Annotated in this window: 17 protein-coding genes; 14 read left to right on the forward strand and 3 right to left on the reverse strand. The window is 72.5% G+C overall.

Annotated elements, in window-relative coordinates:
- Window positions 1–9 precede the first annotated feature (9 nt).
- Window positions 10–804, forward strand: coding sequence for a hypothetical protein (locus E1295_RS01550; protein ID WP_132627816.1), 795 nt, complete (start codon window positions 10–12; stop codon window positions 802–804).
- Between the two features lie 10 nt (window positions 805–814).
- On the opposite strand, the gene eccB is transcribed toward E1295_RS01550, so the two are convergent.
- Together eccB and E1295_RS01560 are read right to left on the reverse strand one after the other, a co-directional pair.
- The gene (eccB, locus tag E1295_RS01555; RefSeq protein WP_132627817.1) at window positions 815–2,221 is read right to left on the reverse strand and encodes a type VII secretion protein EccB; all 1,407 of its coding nucleotides are present in this window, start codon (window positions 2,219–2,221) and stop codon (window positions 815–817) included.
- 96 nt (window positions 2,222–2,317) lie between these two features.
- Window positions 2,318–3,736: an alpha/beta hydrolase family protein gene (locus E1295_RS01560; protein WP_220448492.1), complete on the reverse strand. Its 1,419-nt coding sequence runs from the start codon at window positions 3,734–3,736 to the stop codon at window positions 2,318–2,320.
- A gap of 79 nt (window positions 3,737–3,815) precedes the next feature.
- Here E1295_RS01560 and E1295_RS01565 point away from each other — a divergent pair, with 79 nt between their 5' ends.
- Window positions 3,816–4,397 (forward strand): ArsR/SmtB family transcription factor, encoded by a 582-nt coding sequence (locus E1295_RS01565; RefSeq protein ID WP_132627818.1) that lies wholly within the window; start codon window positions 3,816–3,818, stop codon window positions 4,395–4,397.
- Between the two features lie 3 nt (window positions 4,398–4,400).
- Here E1295_RS01565 and E1295_RS01570 read toward each other — a convergent pair whose 3' ends face one another.
- Window positions 4,401–9,083: an FtsK/SpoIIIE domain-containing protein gene (locus E1295_RS01570; protein ID WP_132627819.1), complete on the reverse strand. Its 4,683-nt coding sequence runs from the start codon at window positions 9,081–9,083 to the stop codon at window positions 4,401–4,403.
- A 335-nt stretch (window positions 9,084–9,418) separates the two neighbouring features.
- Between E1295_RS01570 and E1295_RS01575 the strand changes: the two genes are divergently transcribed.
- The 12 genes from E1295_RS01575 (at window position 9,419) to E1295_RS01630 (ending at window position 19,770) form a co-directional block, all read left to right on the forward strand.
- Window positions 9,419–10,087 carry a hypothetical protein gene (locus E1295_RS01575; RefSeq protein WP_132627820.1) on the forward strand — a complete coding sequence of 223 codons (669 nt, stop codon included), beginning with the start codon at window positions 9,419–9,421 and terminating at the stop codon, window positions 10,085–10,087.
- Between the two features lies 1 nt (window position 10,088).
- Window positions 10,089–10,805: a CpaE/TadZ family protein gene (locus E1295_RS01580; RefSeq protein ID WP_132627821.1), complete on the forward strand. Its 717-nt coding sequence runs from the start codon at window positions 10,089–10,091 to the stop codon at window positions 10,803–10,805.
- Window positions 10,802–12,097 carry a TadA family conjugal transfer-associated ATPase gene (locus E1295_RS01585; RefSeq protein ID WP_132627822.1) on the forward strand — a complete coding sequence of 432 codons (1,296 nt, stop codon included), beginning with the start codon at window positions 10,802–10,804 and terminating at the stop codon, window positions 12,095–12,097. The genes E1295_RS01580 and E1295_RS01585 overlap by 4 nt, the downstream gene beginning before the upstream one ends.
- 2 nt (window positions 12,098–12,099) lie before the next feature.
- Entirely contained in the window at window positions 12,100–12,951 is an 852-nt protein-coding gene (locus tag E1295_RS01590; RefSeq protein WP_132627823.1) for a type II secretion system F family protein, read from the forward strand.
- The gene (locus E1295_RS01595) at window positions 12,944–13,864 is read left to right on the forward strand and encodes a type II secretion system F family protein (protein WP_132627824.1); all 921 of its coding nucleotides are present in this window, start codon (window positions 12,944–12,946) and stop codon (window positions 13,862–13,864) included. Before E1295_RS01590 ends, E1295_RS01595 begins: the two co-directional genes overlap by 8 nt.
- Window positions 13,861–14,094 carry a hypothetical protein gene (locus E1295_RS01600; RefSeq protein WP_166427025.1) on the forward strand — a complete coding sequence of 78 codons (234 nt, stop codon included), beginning with the start codon at window positions 13,861–13,863 and terminating at the stop codon, window positions 14,092–14,094. Before E1295_RS01595 ends, E1295_RS01600 begins: the two co-directional genes overlap by 4 nt.
- Window positions 14,075–14,512, forward strand: coding sequence for a TadE family protein (locus tag E1295_RS01605; protein ID WP_246079773.1), 438 nt, complete (start codon window positions 14,075–14,077; stop codon window positions 14,510–14,512). The genes E1295_RS01600 and E1295_RS01605 overlap by 20 nt, the downstream gene beginning before the upstream one ends.
- Window positions 14,509–14,901 carry a TadE/TadG family type IV pilus assembly protein gene (locus tag E1295_RS01610; protein WP_132627826.1) on the forward strand — a complete coding sequence of 131 codons (393 nt, stop codon included), beginning with the start codon at window positions 14,509–14,511 and terminating at the stop codon, window positions 14,899–14,901. Before E1295_RS01605 ends, E1295_RS01610 begins: the two co-directional genes overlap by 4 nt.
- Window positions 14,898–15,314, forward strand: a complete 417-nt coding sequence (locus E1295_RS01615) for a TadE/TadG family type IV pilus assembly protein (RefSeq protein WP_246079774.1) — start codon at window positions 14,898–14,900, stop codon at window positions 15,312–15,314. The genes E1295_RS01610 and E1295_RS01615 overlap by 4 nt, the downstream gene beginning before the upstream one ends.
- A 99-nt stretch (window positions 15,315–15,413) precedes the next feature.
- A complete protein-coding gene (locus tag E1295_RS01620) occupies window positions 15,414–18,200 on the forward strand; it encodes a BTAD domain-containing putative transcriptional regulator (protein ID WP_246079775.1) in 2,787 nt (928 codons plus the stop codon).
- Window positions 18,197–18,832: a hypothetical protein gene (locus tag E1295_RS01625; protein ID WP_132627827.1), complete on the forward strand. Its 636-nt coding sequence runs from the start codon at window positions 18,197–18,199 to the stop codon at window positions 18,830–18,832. The genes E1295_RS01620 and E1295_RS01625 overlap by 4 nt, the downstream gene beginning before the upstream one ends.
- On the forward strand, window positions 18,829–19,770 hold the full coding sequence (locus tag E1295_RS01630) for a hypothetical protein (protein ID WP_246079776.1): 942 nt from the start codon (window positions 18,829–18,831) through the stop codon (window positions 19,768–19,770). Before E1295_RS01625 ends, E1295_RS01630 begins: the two co-directional genes overlap by 4 nt.
- Window positions 19,771–19,802 lie beyond the last annotated feature (32 nt).

Consider the following 19,802-nt stretch of genomic DNA (forward strand, 5'->3'; position numbering starts at 1 on the left):
CACCGGCGCATGGCGAGCGAGAACCCGTCATATGGGAATGACCGGGAGCAGTTCATCGCCGCGGCCGCGATGGCGACCGCGGCCGCCCTGGTGCTCCGTGAGTACCCTGCGGCCAGGACCATCGCCCTGGCGATCGGGGTCTGCGTCTCCAACCCCGGAGGCATGGTCGAGGCCGCCGTGCAGTGGCTGGCTCCCTCGACCGGCGACGGTGAGGTGGACTTCGCGGGCATCAAAACGAGAGTCGTCGAATTCAGGGAGGACGTCCAGAAGAAGTGGGAGGGGCCTGCCCAGCAGACCTTCGACGAGGCGCTGGACAAGCTGCTCGAACAGCTCGACGTGGCCGAGCGGCACTTCAACGGCGTCGGTGACAGCATGCGGTTCACCGCCCAGCTCTATCACTGGGCCGCGCAGCTGGCCTTCGCGCTGGCCACTCTCATGACGGCCCTGGCCGCCATCCGGGTGTGGACCCGCCTGGTTCCCTGGGTCGCCGTCCAGATCCAGTGCCACATCCTCATCAGCGCTGTTCTGTCGCAGATCACGCCGCTGGCCAGATCGCTGGCGGCCAAACTGGGCAAGACCGTCATGCGGACCACCGGCATCGTGGCAGTAGTCAACATCATGTGCGCCACAATGACGCAGATGCTCACGAAGAACCGCCCCAAGCCCGACTACGCCCCGACCGGGGTGGAGTACGTGAAGCCGAAGAAGGGGGAGGCCGTGGGCCACCTGGAGCACACGAATGACGGCATGCCCGACACCCAGGCCATGGCCCAGGGCGGCGGAATGATGGGCGGCATTATCTGAGGCTCGCGCCCTAAGAGGCCGTCACCTGCAGCGGCGAGCGGGCGTCCGCGGGATCCAGCGTCGGGCCCTCGGGCAGCAGGTGCACGAGGTTGCCCGGCATCGGCGCCACGTCGTCGGCGCCGTACCCCAGCTTGTTGATCTGGTCGCCGGATGTGAGCGGATATTTGCGTCCCTGGTCGGAGAGCAGGAAATAGGTCTGGACGGACCCCTTCTGCCCGTCGCCGGGCAGGAGGCCGACCAGCGCCGCCGCCCCCGCCGGCAGCAGCACCTGGTCGAAGTGCTCCTGGTCGCCCCGCGAGCTCGGCGGCGGGATGTTCATGGTGCCGCCGACGGTCACCTTGGCGCGGGCCGAGCCGTTCTGCGTGTCGGAGTACACCGAGCAGAGCGGGCTCGAGGAGGGCACGACCTTGGGCAGGGTGGTGGGCAACCCCGATACGGCGAGGTTCTGTTGGGAGGTCCTGGAGTTCGCCGTCGCGGCGTCGATCTCCAGCGGCTTGGCGGCCTGCCTGCCGTAGGCGCGCTTGATGGCGGGGTCTTCGAGCAGCAGGGTGGCCTGGGTGAGGGTGATGGGCGCGAGCCCGTCGGAGAGAAGGACGTACCACCGGGCCGCGGATCCGCTCACGCCCTGCACGGTGTACACCTGGCCGATGGCGGCCCGGCCGCCGCTCGGCCCGCGTACTTTCCGGCCCAGGCCGGAGATCTTCGGCGGCAGGAAGTCGGGCCCGGGAGGAATGGCGTTGACCCAGGTCGGGGGCACCTTCTTGGGCCGGGCGTTGAGCGCGCGCACGCCGCTGTCGTTCACCTTCATCCGGGTGTCGTTCCAGATGACCCACGACTGCTTGCCGTCGGTGACGACCAGCGCGCCGGCGCCGACGGGCGTGCCGCCGACCTTCGTCCCGCCCACCAGCGTGACGTACGGCACCGGCGTCCCGGAGGCGTCGGGCGCCTCGGTCACGCACACCGACCAGGGACCCTTGACCAGCTTGTCCTTCTCGGGCAGCGAGTCCGGCGCCCCGGCGATGCCCACCAGGGGCCCGCGCGGATATTTGGCCAGCGAGGCGGCGGAGACGCTTCTGACCTCGAAGTTCGAGGTGTCCAGCAGCAGAAGGGCGGAGACGTAGTTGGCGACCGGCAACAGCCGCTGCTGCTCCTGGCTGTAGACGTATTTGGCGCCGGTCTCCTCCTCGACGAGCAGCCTGCCGGGCTCTTCGAGCTTCGTCGCGTTGCCGGGGCTGAGCAGCCCCCAGATGCCGAACGCGGCCGTGATCAGCACCCCGACGATGATGCCGCAGAACGTGGCGACGTTGTGCCGCCGCATCGGAGTCTCGGGCACGTCGGGCTCGGCCTGCAGCAGCGCCAGCCCCAGGCGCTGCTGCATGAGCCGATGCGCTTGATAGAGGTCCTTCTGGGTCTGCATCTCACCTCTCCCGAGTCCCAGGAATCAGCATAGAGCGCCCAGGTGTCATGAATTCCGGTCAATCGACCAGGAGGCCGCTCGCAGCTCCTGGTTCCGCTACGGCAGTGCCAGGCCCCAGTACAGAGCCCACGGCAGGAACACCGCACCGCCGGCGACCAGCACGCCCAGCCGTACCCGCTCGCCGCGGGCCGTGACCCGTCGCCGGCGCACCGCGACGATCAGCGTCCCGGCGAGGGTCGCCACGGCGAGCGCCTGGAGCGCGAGCCAGATCACCGGCCGCCCGGCCACCACCGGTCCGGGCACGGCCAGCTTGCCGCCGGTCATGATCAGATAGAACAGGTAGCAGAACCCACCGGTCACCGCCGTCAGCCCGGCGCCGCTGACCATCCGCGCGGCCACGAGCGGGGACTCGGGAGCGGCCGACCGCCTGACGCGGCGCACCAGCGCCACGACCGGATAACCGCCGAACGCCACCAGGAACACGACGAGCGCCGCCAGCTGGACGGGCGCGGACTCCCACCAGGCGGCCGGCGGGACCTCCACGGCGTCGTCCTGCTGCACCGGCGCGGGTCCGGACACGTCCGCCGTGGGCGCTCGCCCCGAGGTCGCCTCGCCCACCCAGCTCCCCACCAGGTCCGCGTAGCCGGGGGCGAGCTCGGGCAGCCGGGTGACCCCGCCGTCGGGCGTCAGGTGCGCCGCGTGCTCGGCGTCGGCGAAGAACCTGAAGGTGTACGCCCTGTTGCCGCCCTTCTCCAGGGCCGCGGCCATGAGCGGAGGCGTCTCCCTGGGCGGCGTCAGCAGGTCGTGCACGCCCCAGATGGCCAGCACGGGCCGGTGCACCTGGGCGAGGACCGGCCCGGGGTCGAAGTAGGGCTCGGGGAACATGCCGCCGTCGGCGATCGCGCGGTACAGGTTCGGCACGGTCCGTTCGGCGAGCGGCCCGTGCACCCCCGCCTTGCGTAGCCCGGCGGCGACCGCCCAGGTCTGCTGCCGCAGCGGCGACAGCCCGTTGGCGCCGACGAGGATCACGAAGGCGATGTCCGCCGACCGTGCGGCCGCCATGGGAACCACCCAGCCGCCCTCGCTGAACCCCAGCGCGCCGACCTTGCCGGGATCGACCCCCGGCCGGTTCCTGAGCGCTGCCACGGCGCCGAGCGCGTCCTCGGCCAGGTGCGCGTACGACCTGTCGAACAGCGAGTAGCCCTCGGACCGCTTGTCGTAGATCAGCACCGAGAGCCCTTGCCGGGCGAAGGCGACGGCCTCGGCCAGCAGCTTCTCCCTCGGCGTTCCGTCACCGGCGCCGTGCACCAGCACGACCCCGGCCCGGCCGTCGCGGGCGGCCGCGGGGCTGATGACGCTGCCCCGCAGGTCCAGCCCTCCGCCGCCGCGGAAGGTCACGTCCTTCGCCACGAGGTCGCCCGGCAGCTCCGGCAGGGGCGCGGCCGCCGCCGCGGCGGGGGCGAGGGGCGATAAGAGGATGGCGGCCACCATGAGGGCCGCGAGGATGAGTCGCATAGTGCCGACACTACTCTGCAGAGAACTCTCGGCAAATACGTGTCTGCAGATATCGTTCTGGAGTACTAGCCTGCTCCTCATGAAGGACGACGAGCCTCAGGAGCTCCACGAGCCGTACGTGCTCGACGACCCCGAGCGGCTCAAAGCCCTGGCCCATCCCATGCGCCGCCGCATGCTCACCCTGCTCAACCTGCACGGCCCCGCCACCTCGACCACCCTCGGCGAGTTGCTCGGCGCCAAGACCGGCACGACCAGCTACCACCTGCGCCAGCTGGAGAAGTACGGCTTCATCGAGGAGATCCCTGAGCGTTCGTCGGGCCGCGAACGCTGGTGGCGCCGTGCCCCCATCCTGCGTGATATGCGCGCTCCCCACCCCGACGACCTCGCGCCGGGCGACCGGGCGGCCCTGGAGGAGTTCCACCGGGCCGGCTACGAGGAGGATCTCGCCCTGGTGGAGCGCTTCCCCGCCGCCTACCGCGCCGACCCCGACTGGGCGTGGGGCTCGCGCGGGCTGGTCCGCATGACCAAGGACGAGCTCAAAGCCTTCCAGGACGAGTACGTCGCCCTGCTGCTCCGGCACGGTCACCAGGCCGACGACGCCCCGCCGGGCGCCCGCCCCCTCTACGTCCGCCTCTTCACCCTCCCCGCCGACGACGGCTGACCCTCACGGGCCGCCGGGGAGCGCCACCTGGACGGGGGTGAAGGCGCCGGTCGTCACCAGGAAGCCGCGCCCCGGAGGGCCTCCGGCCGCGCCGCGCGGCAGGCGGATGGAGAACAGGTCGCCGTCGGCCTGGCCCTGCACGGCCAGCAGGAGCCCCGTACGCGACTTGCGCGTCTCCGCCGCGAACCCGCGGTAGGCCACGGCCAGGTCGCCCGTCACGCCGGCGATGAGCAGCCCGTGGTCGCCGTCCCTGCCCGACCTGAGCACCTCCTCGAGGGCGGTGCCGAGCGCGCCGTCCGGATTGATCAGCTCGGCGTCGTCCACGAGCACGACGTAGCCGTGCAGGTCCGCGACGATCTCCGGCAGGTCGGTGGCGTTGCCGTCGAGCACCGCCACGGCTCCGTCCAGTTCCTTCAGCGGGCTGCGCCTCGGGACGACGGCGACGACGGGGGTGCCGCGGGCGATCAGCGAGCGGGCGGCCGTCATCAGCGCCGACGACCGGCCGGAGCGCGACGGCCCCGCGATCACCGCGCCGGGGCCGTGGGCCAGCAGGTCGAGCCCGAGCGGCCCCAGGGCGTCGCCGCCCGCGCCGACCAGCGACCACAGCGGCGACGGAGGGCTGAACGCCGGGTCGAGGGCGAGCGTCTGGGCCGCCGTGATGCGCATCGGAAGCGCGTCCACCCGCAGCGGCGGATCACCCTCCCAGCGCCAGACGGCCCTGCCGGCGACCGACGGGCTCTCGTCCCCCGCGCCCGTGGCTGCCGCGCTCGTGCCGGCCGGGCTCGCGACTGCGCGGGCCAGGGACTGCAGTGCGGCGACCTGCACGGGGCCCGCCGGGTCCGCGTCCAGCAGGGCGATGTGGTGCTCCACGATGCCGTGCTCGCCCAGCGAGAGCACCCGGCCCGGCGGTACGGACGACGGCAGGCCCTTGAGCGGGAACCCCGCCAGGCCGTAGTCGGACGGGTCGGACAACCGCAGCAGCAGCCGGTCGTCGAAGACCGTCGAGACCTGCCCGAGCAGGCCGGAGCGGTCGCTGGTGACCACCGCCCGCAGGCCCACCGCCGGGCCTTCGCGCAGCAGCTGGAGCAGCCCTTCGATCATGCGGCCGTAGTCGTAGCCCTCGAAGGCGGCGACGAACCCCTCCCAGCGGTCGAGCATGAGCACCAGCCAGGGCAGGCGGTGGCCCGCCTGCCGGTACTCGGCCAGGGAGGCGTGCCCGGCCTCGGCCAGCAGCTGCTGGCGGCGGCCCACCTCGGCCCTGAGACGGGTCAGCAGGCGCTCCACCCGGTCGAGCTGGTCACGGGTCACCACCGCGCCGCAGTGCGGCATCGCCACCAGCGGCAGCAGTGCCCCCGAGCCGCAGTCGACCGCGTGCACGTGCACGTCCGAGGGAGAGGCGTGGGCCGCGATCGATCCAGCGATCGTGCGCAGGGCCGTCGACCGGCCGCTGCGGGCCGCGCCCGCGATGAGCAGGTGACCGCCGTGCGCCAGGTCCAGCGCCAGCGCATGCCGGTCCTGGGCCCACGGCCGGTCGGTGACGCCGAACGGCAGCGGCGCCACCTCGGAGAACGCGCCCCCGTACGCCGCGGCGTCGGGAACCGGCGCGGCGAGGACGGAATGCCCGGCCAGGGGCAGGTCGAGCACGAGGCCGGTGGGCAGCGGCTCCAGCCACGGACTCGGCTGGGCGGGGACGTCGGCCAGACGGGCGGCCTCGATGAGGGCGTCGGCGACGAGCCCGAGGTCCGTGCCCGTCGTGTCCTCCTCCGGCTCCGGAGGCGGCGGCAGCGGCCGTCCCAAGGAGCGCCAGCCGACCTCCAGCACCCGTACGTCGCCCGCGCGCGACGACCCGCCGGCGGCCGGGCTGCGCCCGCCGACCCTGGCCGTCTGCACGGCGGTCGCCGCCCCCACGCCCGAGCGCACGTAACAGCGGCCGGGCGTCGACTTGGAGATGTGGGCCGCGTCGGGCAGGTCGATCACGTCGGACGACTCCGCCGGCTCGGTCACCCGCAGCGCGATCCTCAGCGAGGTGTTGGCCTGGATGTCGGCGGTGACGACGCCCGCGGGCCGCTGCGTGGCCAGGATGAGGTGGATGCCCAGCGACCGGCCCCTTCGGGCGATGTCGACCAGACCGGTGACGAAGTCGGGCAGCTCGGCCACCAGCGCGGCGAACTCGTCGATGATCAGCACCAGGCGGGGCAGCGAGGGGCCGGTGTAGTCGTCGATGTCCTTGGCGCCCGCCGCCAGCAGCAGGCGTTCCCTGCGGCGGATCTCGGCCGCCAGCGAGTCGAGGGCGCGCTGGGTCAGGTGGCCGTCGAGGTCGCTGACCATGCCGACGGTGTGCGGCAGGCGTACACACTCCTTGAAGGCCGCCCCGCCCTTGTAGTCGATCAGCACGAACGTGAGCTGGTCGGGCCGGTTGGCCACCGCGAGGGAGCAGATGAGCGTCTGGAGCAGCTCCGACTTGCCCGCGCCCGTGGTGCCGGCGATGAGCCCGTGGGGGCCGTCGAGCTTGAGGTCCACCGAGAAGGGACCGTCGGGGCCGACGCCGATCAGCGCCTCGGTGGTGCCGCGCTCCTGCCAGCGGGCGGCCAGCTCCCGGCCGGAAGGAGCGGGCAGGCCCATGAGGTCGAGCAGGCGTACCGCGCCGGGCAGGTTGCCTCCGGGGTCGTCCCTGCTGACGTCGCGGATCGGGGCGAGGGCCCTGGCCAGCCGGTCGCACCAGGTGGGGGAGACGAGGTCGGCGAGCACTGGCCCGATGACGTCGAGGCCGCCGCCGCGCAGCTGCGCGAGGCCGTCGTCGTCGCACGCGGCCACCGTCTGGCACTCCTCGGGCAGCAGGCGCTGGTCCTCGTCGAGGGCGAGGGTGTAGACACCGCAGCGCGGACCCTGGCGCAGCACCTGCGGCATACCGGGCAAACCGCGCAGCACCTGGGCGCCGTCCAGCACCACCAGCACGTCGTACGGGCGCACGTCGTACGAGGAGAACGTGGGCTTCTCGGGGCCGCCGAGGTCGTCCCAGCCGGTGGGGATCTTGCCCAGCTCGGGGATCGCGGTGTTCTGGCGTTCGTCGATGAGCGCGGCGAGCTCGGAGACCCGCCGCGCCGCCGACTCGGGGTCGGTGCCGGCCAGCGCCACGCACTCCTGGCCCGACTGCGGCGAGCAGTGCGGCAACCAGCGCATCCAGCCCCAGCGCTGCTCGCCGTCGGCGTGCGCGGACACGATCACGGTGGCCAGGTCGCGCGGGCTGTGCAGGGTCGCGGCCTGGGCGATCAGCCAGCCGGCCAGGGCGGTCGCGGCCTCGCGTGAGCCCGTTACGCCGGCCACGCCCAGCCGGCGCATGGGCAGCGCCACCGGCACCGAACGGCACAGGGGCGCGTCGATGGGCCCGCCCTGCTCCTCCGACAACGTCAGGTCGGCCGGCAGGTCGGCCAGCCCCACCCGCAGCCTGAGCGCGTCGTCGTCGTGGCTCCTGCGCTCCCACAACCGCCTGCGCGGGCCGGTGGCCGTGAGCAGCACCTGGGCGGGGTCGGGCGCGTTGGACCTGCGGACCGCCTCGTCGGCCACCCTGGCCCGCTCGACCGCCTCGTCGTACGCCCGGAGCTGCTCCTTGTACTCCTTGACGGCCTTCTTGTGCTGCTTCTTGCCGTGACGGCGGTCGCTCCACCACTGGCCGATCATGATGACGGGCGTCATGAGGGCGACGAGCAGGTAGTACGGCTGTTTCAGCGCGACCGCCAGGGTGATGCCGAGCACGGCGGGCAGGAGGGCGGCGAGCAGCTGCAGGCGCATGCCCTCGTTCCGCGCCGGCTCCTTCGGCTTGACGAAGGTGCGCTCGGGCTCCGGGCGGCGGAGCCTCGGCGGGCGGTTGTAGGCCACGCCGCCCTCGCTCCTGGGCGCGAGGTGGGCGTCCTTGGGCTCGATCGAGGTCAGCACGAACACCGACGAGCCGCAGGTCAGCACGGCCTGGTCGGGCCAGTCGACGGGTTCGGCGAGCGGCCGGCCGTCGAGCTCGGGAATCTCGCCGTAGCCGGCCGTGAGCTCGGCCGCCTCGCGTTCGGCGACCCGCGCCGTGAGCTCGGCGACCTCGTCGGCCCAGCGTCCCTTGAGCTTGAGCCTGGGCGCCTCGCCCGGCTCCTGCCAGGCCCGCTCCACGGTGATCGCGTCGGGCGTCACGCGGACGGCCACCGCCTCGGGAGCCAGCGCGGGATCGTCGACGGCCATCGCGCACATCGGGTCGGAGCCGATGATGTGCACGCCCAGCCCCAGCCGGTGCACGGTGCCCGCGCGGGGGCCGCCCACCACGCGTACCTCGGCGACGCCGCCCGGCTCCTCGACGACGGTGGCGCGGGCGAGGCGGCCGTCGAGCGTCACCTTGTCGCCGTCGCGCAGCACGGCGGCGGCCGGCGCGCGCGGGTCGAGGGGGCGGCCGTCGCGCCAGAGCGTGGGCGTACGGCCGGCCGGCGCGGCGGTTTCCCGCTCCGGCCTGCGGGGCTGGGGGATGTGCGGGCCGTCGGGCCCGGCCGGCAGTCCGTAGGGGGCTCGGGCCCGGGGCAGCCGTACGACGTCGGCCAGCGGCCCCTGGTCGCTGAGCGCCTGGCTCACCCTCGCCACCGTGGCGCCGTCGTCTCCGTCGATCACGACGTCACGGTCGCCCTGCCCGCCGAGCACGGTGAGCATGATCCGCATGGTGCCGTCTCCTCGGTCGACTCCGGGCGCCAAAGGTAACGCCCGAATCGGTTTCAGGTGCGCGAGTTGACGGCAATGGCATGGGAAATGTGTGACGACTTGAACCGATATGTTGCCATAAGGGTGGGAAAAATGAGGCTGCTGTGGTCAAAGTGACGGCTAGCCGGAAAAATCGATACTCGTCAACTCGTTAGAAACAATAGGCATTGATTATTTGTTGTTGACATCGCGCCACCTGCGAAACGAGCATTGGTCCTCGCATTCCGCCCCCGTCATCACGCCAAGCCCCACATAATGGCGTGAATTCCGCAATTCACTTCGGGAGCCCCCCACCCATGAGGACCAGTGAAAAGCCTGCCGTCGACGCGGCGGCGGGGTTGTCCGGGCCGGCCTCGCGCAAGCTCCCCGTGCCACCCCGCGAACGCAAGCCGGCCCTCGCCGCGCTGGCCGTCCTGCTCATCCTGGGCGGCGCGCTGGCCACGACGCTGCTCGTCCTGCGCAGCGGCGACCGCGTCTCCGCCATCCGCGTCACCCAGCAGGTCGGCGCAGGCCAGAAGTTCACCGCGCAGGCGCTCGAAGAGGTCAAGATCGCCGCTGAGGGCGTCGACTACGTCAGCTGGTCGCAGCGCGAGCAGGTGATCGGCAGCTTCGCCGCCGTCACCGTCCTGCCCGGCACCCTGCTGACCAGCCAGATGGGCGCCGAGGCCAGCTCCGAGCTCGGAGAGGGAAAGGCCACCGTCGGGCTGGCGCTCAAGCCGGGCCAAATGCCCGCGGGCCTGAAAGCGGGCGACCGCGTTCAACTGGTGCACGTTCCGAGCCGGGCCGCCCAGGGAGAAAGCCGGGTCCTCGCCGCGAGCGCGCTCGTCTTCTCCGTCGGCGACAAGTCGCGCACCGGAAATTCCGGCCAGATCACGGTGGTCGTCGATTCGTCGGCGTCACCGGAAATCGTGGCCTTCGCCTCAAGCGGGGAGATCGCGGTCGCCGAACTCCCGGGGGCACGCTGACGTGGCGCTCATCGTCCTGGCCGCCGACAAAGGCGCGCCAGGTGTGACGACCGCGGCCACCGCCCTGGCGGCGGTCTGGCCGCGACCCGTGCTGCTGGCCGAGTGCGACCCTGCGGGCGGCGACCTCGCCTACCGGCTGCCCGCCGCCGACGGCGGCGTGCTCAACCCCGGCAAGGGCCTGCTCACGCTGGGCGCCACCGCGCGGCGCGGCCTCGAACCCGCGCAGATCCACCAGCACACGCAGAAGATCGTCGGCGGGCTCGACGTGCTGGCCGGGCTCACGCACGGCGAGCAGGCCGCGGGCCTCACCTGGTTGTGGGGCCCGCTCGGCCGGGCGCTGGCGGCCGTCCCCAACGCCGACGTCATCGCCGACTGCGGCCGGCTCGGCGCCCACCCCCAGCTCGGCGACCTGATGGCCGAGGCCGAGCAGGTCGTGCTGCTCACCCGCGCGACCCTCGACCACGTCGCCCACCTGCGCGAGCGGCTGCAGATCACCAAGGCGCACGGCGTCGCGGTGATCGCCGACCCGCGCAACTACCGCGCCTCGATCGACGACGTACGCCGGATCGTCGGCAACACCGTCCAATACGTCTACGGCCTGGCCCACGACCCGAAGGGCGCCGAGCTCCTGCGCGGGCAGTGGGGTGGCCGCCTCGACCGCTCTCTCCTGATCCGTACGGCACGCGACCTCGCGGCAAGGCTGGTGAGCCACCGATGATCGACCACTCGCTCGTCAAGCGTTTCCGCCAGGAGGTCGGCGACCGGCTGGCCCACCAGCGCAGGCTCGACCAGGCCAACGGCCTGCCCGCGATGACCGGCGAGGACGAACGCCAGTTCGCCAGGGCACTGATCTCCCAGGTGCTGGAGGAGCACGCCCGCGGCGAGATCGGGCTCGGCCGCACCCCGCCCACGGTCGAGGAGGAGGAGGCGCTCGCGGCCGGCATCCACGCCGCCCTGTTCGGCGTGGGCCGCCTGCAGCCGCTGCTCGACGACGCCCAGGTCGAGAACATCGACATCAACGGCTGCGACCGGGTGTTCGTCAGCTACGCCGACGGCCAGGAGCTCATGCATGACCCGGTCGCCGACTCCGACGACGAGCTGATCGAGCTGATCCAGATCCTGGCGGCCTACTCCGGCCTGTCCAGCAGGCCGTTCGACACCGCCAACCCGCAGCTCGACCTGCGCCTGCCCGACGGCTCCCGGCTCAGCGCCGTCATGGACGTCACGGTCAGGCCGGCCGTGTCGATCCGCCGCGCCCGCCTCGGCAAGGTCTTCCTGTCGGACCTGACCGGCAACGGCACGATCGGCCCCGACGTCGCGCGGTTCCTGACGGCCGCCGTCGCCGCACGCAAGAACATCATGATCGCGGGCTCGACGAACGCCGGCAAGACCACCCTGCTCAGGGCGCTGGCCAACGAGATCCCGCCCGGCGAGCGCCTCATCACCGTCGAACGCGCCCTCGAACTCGGCCTCGACCAGTTCCCCGAGCTCCACCCCAACGTCGTCGCCTTCGAGCAGCGCCTGCCCAACTCCGAGGGCCAGGGCGAGATCTCCATGGCCGAGCTGGTCAGGCGCTCCCTGCGGATGAACCCCAGCCGCGTCATCGTCGGCGAGGTGCTCGGCGACGAGATCGTCACCATGCTCAACGCGATGACCCAGGGCAACGACGGCTCGCTGTCGACCATCCACGCCAACTCCAGCATGGAGGTCTTCAACCGCATCTCGACCTACGCGCTGCAGGCCGGCGAGCGGCTGCCCATCGACGCCACCCACATGCTCATCGCGGGCGCCATCGACTTCGTCGTCTTCGTCGAGAAGCGCAACGACTACCACGTCGGCGGCACCCTGCGCCGCTACGTCTCCAGCATCCGCGAGGTCAACGGCTGCGACGGCCGCGTCCTGTCGAGCGAGGTGTTCGCACCCGGCCCCGACGGCGCCGCCGTCCCGCACGCCCCGATCTCCTGCATGGAGGAGCTGGCCGCCCACGGTTACACCCTGGGGGGCTGGTGAGCATGGGTGCGTTCACGTTCGACCCGCTGGCGCTGCTCGCCGGCGCGGTGGCGGGCGGCGGGCTGTTCCTGTTCGTCATCTCCCTGTACGGCCTGCGCCCCCGCCCGCCCCGGCCCAGACGCCACCTGGTCAAGATGCTGACCACCCGCACCGCGATCGCGGCCGTCGCCGCCACCCTGGTCCTGGTCGTCACCGGCTGGCCGGTCGTGGCGGTGGGCACGGTGCTGCTCGTGTTCGCCTGGCGCGGGTTGTCGGGCGGCGCGTCCGAGGAGCGGGCCGCCATGCGCCGCCTCGAAGGGCTCGCCGCCTGGACGGAGTCGCTGCGCGACACGATCGCCGGGGCGGCCGGGCTCGAACAGGCCATCCCGTCGTCCATCAGGGCCGCCGCGCCCACACTGAGGCCGCACCTGCGGTCGCTGATCGACCGGCTGCACACCAGGATGGCCCTGCCGCAGGCGCTCGCGCTCTTCGCCGACGAGCTCGACGACCCCTCGGCCGACCTGGTCGTGGCCGCGCTCATCCTCAACTCCAGGCTGCGCGGCCCCGGCCTGCGCGACGTGCTCGGCGCGCTGGCCGTCTCGGCCCGCGAGGAGCTCGACATGCGCCGCCGCGTCGAGGCCGAGCGCCGCGCCACCCGGCGCAGCGTGCAGATCGTCGTGATCACCGCGCTGGCCTTCGCCGGGATCCTCGTCGTGTTCAACCCCTCCTACGTCGAGGAGTACGACGGCCCTCTCGGCCAGGCCGTGCTCGTGGTCGTGGCCGGGCTGTTCGGTGCCGGGTTCGCCTGGATGCGGCGGCTGGCCAGGTTCGACAAGCCGACGCGGCTGCTCATGGGAGGAGGCGGCGATGGTTGAGGGCGCGCTGGCCGGCGCGGTGATCGGGCTCGGCCTGCTCGTGTTGTTCAGGGCGCTCTTCCCGGCCCGTCCCGGGCTGGTGGCGCGGCTGCTGGCGCTCGACGCCGTACGCGAGGACGCGGGCGCGCCGCGCATCCAGCTCGTGCTGCCCGACGAGGAGGTCAGCGCGTTCCGGCGCGGCCTCGGCGTGCGGCTGGCCCGCCTCTACAGCGCCCGCGGCTGGGAGGTCAGGTCGGTCAGGTCGGACCTGGCGCTGGTCGGCCGCTCCTTCGAGGCGTTCCTGGCCACGAAGGTGCTGCTGGCGGCCGGCGGCCTGCTGGCGTTCCCGCTGCTGCTCGGCTGGCTGGTGCTCATGGAGTGGGGCGCCTCGCTCGCCGTCCCGTTCTGGTCGGCCGTGCTCGTCGCGGTCGTCTTCTTCTTCCTGCCCGATCTCCAGGTCAAGAAGGACGCGGCGGCCAAGCGGCGCGACTTCCGGCACGTCGTGGGCGCGTTCCTCGACCTCGTCTCGATGAACCTGGCCGGCGGCCGCGGTGTCCCCGAGGCCCTGATGATGGCCGTCTCGGTCAGCGGTGAGCAGCCCAACTGGGCGATGGGCCGCATCCGTGACGCGCTGGCCGGCGCGCGGATCGTCGGCATCACCCCGTGGCAGGCGCTCGGACAGCTCGGCCAGGAGATCAACGTCGACGAGCTGCGCGACCTGTCGGCCGCGCTCGGCCTGGTGGCCGACGACGGCGCCAAAGTACGTGCCTCGCTGACGGCCAGGGCGGCCACGCTGCGCCGCCGCGAGCTGGCCGAGATCGAGGGCAGGGCGGGCGAGCGGTCGCAGTCGATGCTCGTGGCCCAGCTCCTGCTGTGCGCCGGTTTTGTGATCTTTCTCAGTTATCCCGCCGCTATGAAGATGTTGGGGGCATGATGAACCATCCCTGGATCATCTATCTGACCGCGTACCTCGGTGTGCGCATCCACCGGGCCAGGACCGCGCCCACCAGGGGCGCGTCCGCCGTCGAATGGGTGATCATCACCGCCATCATCGCCGGTGTCGCGCTCGGCCTGGCCACGCTCATCAAGACCTTGGTCGAGCAGAAGCAGAGCGAGATCCAAGGCACGTTCGGCGGTGGCGGGGATGGCGGCGGAGGCGAGTAGGCCGCAGCGCGAGCGTGGCGCCACGGTGATCGAGCTGGCCGTGCTCATGCCGGTCATCCTCGCCGTCGTGCTGCTCATCGTGCAGGTGGCGCTCTGGTTCCACGGCCGGCAGGTCGCGGAGGCGGCCGCCAGGGAAGGCGCCCGCGTGGCCAGGTCGGCGCCGTTCGACTCGGGCGACTGGGAGGGCGCGGCCACGGCCAAGGCCACCGACATCGTCCGCGCCATCGGACCGCGGCTGCTCGGCGACGCCACCGCGACGACGTCCGAGAAGGAGCCCGACGAACGCTTCGTCACGGTGACCGGCAACGCCGTACAGGTCATCCCGCTGCTCCCGGAGCTCTCGTTCACGATCACCGCGACCGCGGGCGGTCCCGTCGAGTGCTTCCGCCCCGACAACGGCGGCGAGGACTGCGAATGAGCCGGGCCGAACGCGGCTCCATGGCGGTGGAGACGGTCATGCTGGCCCCGGTCTTCCTGCTCTTCCTGCTGTTCCTGGCCGGAGCCGGGGTGCTGGTCGAGGCGCAGGGACGGGTCAACGGGGCGGCCCGCGACGCCGCCCGCGCCGCGTCCGTGCAGCGCACGCTCGACGACGCCGGGTCCGCCGCCGAGACCATCGCCACGAGCGTGCTCGAAGGCCGCTGCCAGTCCTCCTCGGTCTCGCTCGACGGGTCCGAATGGGAGCAGGGCGGCCACGTCGAGGCCGAGGTGACGTGCGAGCTCGACCTGGCCTTTCTCGGGTTCGACGGCACCAAGCAGCTGACCGGCGCCGCGGTGGTGCCGCTCGAGCAGTTCAGGAGGGTCGAATGAGGAACGGCGAGCGGGGGTCCATGTCGGTGTTCACCGTGCTGTTCTCCGTGGTCGTGTTCCTGCTGGCCGGGATGCTGGTGGACGGCGGGGCCGCGATCAACGCCCGGCTGCGCGCGTCCGACGTGGCCGAGCAGGCCGCCAGGGCCGGCGCCGACCAGGTCGACGTCGACCACCTCCGCACCACGGGGGAGACCCGGCTGCTCGACGACGCCGAGGTGTGCGGCAGGGCCGACGAGATCGTGCAGGCGCACGGCGGCGGCGACGTGACCCGCGGCGAGTGCTCGGTCGAGCAGGGACAGGCCCAGGTCACGGTCACCGTGACGGTGCGGTGGGAGGCCTTCTTCCTGAGCGCGCTCGGGTTCCCCGGCTCAGAGATGACCGGCGAGGCCAGCGCCGCACCCGAAGCGAGATAGACCGAAACCGACCACTCGATGGATGCGGAACGTACGAGACACGACGCTGGAACAGAGAAGGGAGAGGCGATGCCGCCGCGAGAGCAGCCGCGAGGACCCGTGCGTCCATCCGGACGTCACGTCCCCGTGCGCGCCCCGGCCAGGCGCAGCGCCGGCGACGTGCTCGCCGGGCTCGGCGCCCTGGTCGTGCTGGTCGCGCTCGTGGGCGGGGTGCCGTACGCGCTGCTCACCCTCGTCGGCCCGCCGATCGCGCCCGAGCTGCTCGATCTCGAGGTGCTCACCAGCCGGGTCGGGCCGAGCACGATCGTGGCCGTGCTCGTGCTGCTGGTGTGGCTGGCCTGGTTCCAGCTCTTCCTGTGCGTGCTGGTCGAGGTGTACGCCGGTGTGCGCAGGGTCGGCATGCCCGCCCGCGTGCCGCTCTCGGGCGGCATGCAGGTGGTGGCCAACAAGCTGGTCTCGGCCGTGCTGCTGCTGTTCACGGCGGGGGCGATGGTCGCGCCGGTGGCCCAGCTGGCCCCCACTCCCGCCGCGCCGCCCGTGACCGCGGTCGCCTACTCCGCGCCGATCGTGGAGCAGGAGCTGGAGCTGGAGACGCGCAAGACCAAGAAGGTGTACGTCGTGCAGCCGCCGCACGGCCGCCACCACGAGAGCCTGTGGGAGATCGCCGAGAAGTGCCTGGGCGACGGCCGCCGATACCCCGAGATCTACCGGCTCAACCAGGCGAAGGAACAGCCCGACGGCACCCGGCTGCGCATGGCCGACCTGATCAGGCCCGGCTGGGTGCTCGACATGCCGGACGACGCGCGAAACGCCCACGTCGTCCCCGTCGACCAGCCGCGCGACCAGACGTTGCGCGAGCACCCGGGCCGGGCCGACCCGGGCACGGCCCAGCGCGGCGACCGCGCCGACCGCGCGGACCGGGAAGAGCGGCAGGACCGCCAGGAACGCGAGGAGCGGCAGGAGCGCGACAGCCGCGAAGCTCGCGAAGCCCGCGAGGAACGCCGGACACCCGGGCACGAGGGCAAACACCGCCAGACCGAGCCCACCGTGCGGGACGGCCGGCAGCCGGTCATGCAGGAGCGCCAGGGCGAGCTGACCGACTACCTCGCCGCCGCCTCGCTGGCCGCGGCCGGGCTGCTGTTCGTGCTGGCCAGGCGGCGCAGGGAACAACTGTGGCGGCGCCTGTCCGGCCGCAGGATCGCCCGCCCGCGCGACGACGCCGCGGAGGCCGAGGTGGCGCTCAGGCTCGGCGGCGACGCCCCCGGCGCCCGCATCCTGGACGTCGGGCTGCGGCTGCTGGGCGCCGAACTGGCCGCGCAGCACCGCACCCCGCCCACCGTGTACGGCGCCCACCTGTCGCCGCGCACGCTCGACCTGTGGATCCATCCGCCGGACGACGACCCGCCCGCACCCTGGACGGCGGAGGACGGCGGCCAGATCTGGCGGCTCCCCGCGCACGAGGGGCGGCTGCTGCCCGACGTGAGGGGCGAGTCCGGCCCCGGGCACGCCGGCGGGGCTCCGTACCCCGGGCTGGTCTCCATCGGCACGGACGCCGGCGGGCGCGTGCTGATCGACCTGGAGGCCGCGCAGGGCCTGATCAACGTACGCGGCCCGCAGACCACCGCGGCGCTGGCGGGGATCGCCGTCGAGCTGGCCACCAACCGGTGGTCCGACCGCATGCGCATCACGCTCGTCGGCTTCGGCCAGGAGCTCACCGCGATCGCGCCCGAACGGATCAGGGCGGTCGGCGGGCTGGCCGAGGTGCTGCCCGAGCTGGAGGCGAACGCGGCCCCGCGCAGGGAGGTGCTGACCGGGCGCATCAGCGGCGGCCACAGCGTCGCCCACTACCTGCTGTCCGCGGTGGCGCCCACCCACCAGGAGGCCCGGCGGCTGGCGCTGCTGGCCCGCCGCGACACCGCCGGCTACGTGGTGGCCGGCGAGGTCCCGCACGCCACGTGGACGCTGGAGATCGGCGACGACGGCAGGGCCAGGATCGCCGAGCTGGGCTTCGAGGTGGAGGCCCAGCTCCTGCCGCGCCGCCACTACCGCGCGCTGGTCGACCTGTTCCGTACGGCCGACCGGTTCGACGGCGAGGCCATCCCCGAGGCCGAGCCGCTGGTGGGGCTGCACCCGCCGGCCGTCGAGATCAGGGTGCTCGGCCCGCTCGAGATCGCCGGCCTGCGCCCCCTGGAGGAAGGCCGGATGGAGCTGGCGGCCGAGCTGCTGGTCTACCTGGCCACGCACCCGGGCGGCGTGCATCCCGCGGTGCTCGGCGGCGTGCTGTGGCCGCGCGGCGTGCAGTCCACGGTCAGGGACGCCACGATCTCCCGGGTCGCCGAATGGCTCGGGCCCGACCACCTGCTCACCGACGAGGCCGGCCGGCTCCGGCTGGGGCCCGAGGTCCGTACGGACTGGGCGTTGTTCCGCGAGCTCGTACGCCGTTCGCACGGCGGCCCGACGGCCGGGGCGGTGCTGCTGGAGAAGGCGCTCGGCCTGGTCAGAGGCCCGCTGCTGGCCGGCAGGCCGCCCGGCAGGTACGCCTGGCTGGCCGCCGAGGACCTGGAGTACGACGTGAGCGCAGGGGTGGCCGACGCGGCCCACCAGCTCTGCGAGGTCAGGCTCGCCCAGGGACAGCCGGACGCGGCGGTGGCCGCCGTACGCGCGGGCCTGCTGCTGGCGGCCGACGACGAGGGGCTCTGGCGTGACCTGCTGCGGGCCACGCACGCCACCGACGACATCGTGCGCCTGCGCGCCGTCATCGAGGGCCTGACCCGCAGGGCGGCCTCCCATCCGTACGGCGGCGGGATGGCCCCCGAGACCGAGGCGTTGATCGAGGAGCTGCTGCCCACGTGGCGCATGCATGTGGTGAGGGAGTCGTCGGCATGAGACGAGTCATGGCGGTGCTGGGCACCATCGGGCTGGGCGTCACCGTTCTGGCGGGTTGCGGGCAGGCCGAACGGCCCTACACGCCCCAGGAGGCCGCCTCGCCCGCGAGCGGACAGCCGGCCCCGAGCCCGTCGAAGAGCGAGAGCGGCACCCCTCCCGCGTCAGGGCCCCAGAGCCTGACGATCGGCGGCGACAAGCTGCGGGTGCGGATCGAGTGGCCCGACGACCCCGATCCGTTGCTGAAGCTCGTCACCGGCTACTACGTCGCCTCCAGGAAGGCGCTCGTCTCCGGAAGCGATCGATACCTGAAGGATCTGGATCTCGAACTCACGGCGGTCCGTGAAGCGTACGACTGGGTGCACGGATACACCGAGGAGGACATGACCGTGAGAGGCGACGCCCGGCTCTACAACCTGCGCGTCGCCGCGCAGGTGGGCAAGGGCGCGCAGGTCAACGCGTGCGTGGACGAGTCGGAGGTGCGCGTGTTGTCGGCGCGCACGGGGAAGCCCGTCGAGCCTCAGCCCGCCTTCGTACGCGAGCCGTACCTCCAGTCCGTGCTCGCGCACCGCGGCGATGACGGGGTGTGGCGGATCAGATCGTTCGGCTATGGCGAGAAAGGGTGCAGCAGATGAACCCCATGAGTTCGGTCGTCGTCGCCGCGCTGCTGATGCTTGCGGGAGCGGCCAATCCTGAGGACGGCGGACGCACGGTGGGCACCCCCATCAAGGAGGGCAACACGAGGGGCATCAACCTCGCCCACTCGAAGATCGTCGTGTCCGGTGACGGGACCAGGGGTGGCAAGAGCGACGGTTACGTGCTCAAGCGCCCATGCTGGTACGAGCCCGGCCTGGACGCGAACGAGATGCTCAAGTCGCAGGAAAGCCTGCGCGCCTACTGGTTCAGGTTCACCGAGAACCCTACCGAGGAGAAGTGGCAGGCGTTCCTCAAGCAGTTCGAGGACAAGATCGGAAAGGACGGGCGCTGGTGGGGGCCCGCGTACAACGCCGCCGACCCCAAGGGGCAGGCCTGTTTCGCCAGTCTCGACCCGTTCGTCTTCGTGCCGCCGGGCACCACGCCGCCGTCCGGCATCACGATCCAGGAACTCGCCGAGATCGCCAGAGCCGCGCTGACCGTGCCCGAACCCACGGTCAAGCTGAACCCTGACGCCAAGAGCTACGTGAACCTGCCCACCTGGGTCTGGCTGGAGGGCATCGGCCAGCCGCGCAGGTCGGTGACCGCGACGATCCCCGGGGTCATGAGCGCGACCGTGGTCGCCACGCTCGAAAGCATCACGATCGACCCGGGCACCACGAAGGACCGCGCCGAGGTGAACATGGAGGGGTGCGGGACGTCCGGGAAGCCGTACACCAAGGGCGGCACGTTCTCGTGCGGCGTGCGCTATCTGCGTTCCTCGATCGACCAGCCGAGCGAGAAGTACACGCTGACGGTCTCCACCGTGTGGCCGGTCGAGGTGGTCGACAACGTGGTGCCGGTGCAGTTCGCGCCCGTCGAGGTCGGCGCCAGCCGCGACGTGCCGGTGGGCGAGATCCAGAGCAACGTCAAACCCTGAATACTGCCGGGGCCGGCGCCGGCCCCGGCACG

This window comes from Nonomuraea mesophila (genome assembly GCF_004352805.1).
Classification (GTDB): Bacteria; Actinomycetota; Actinomycetes; order Streptosporangiales; family Streptosporangiaceae; genus Nonomuraea; species Nonomuraea longispora.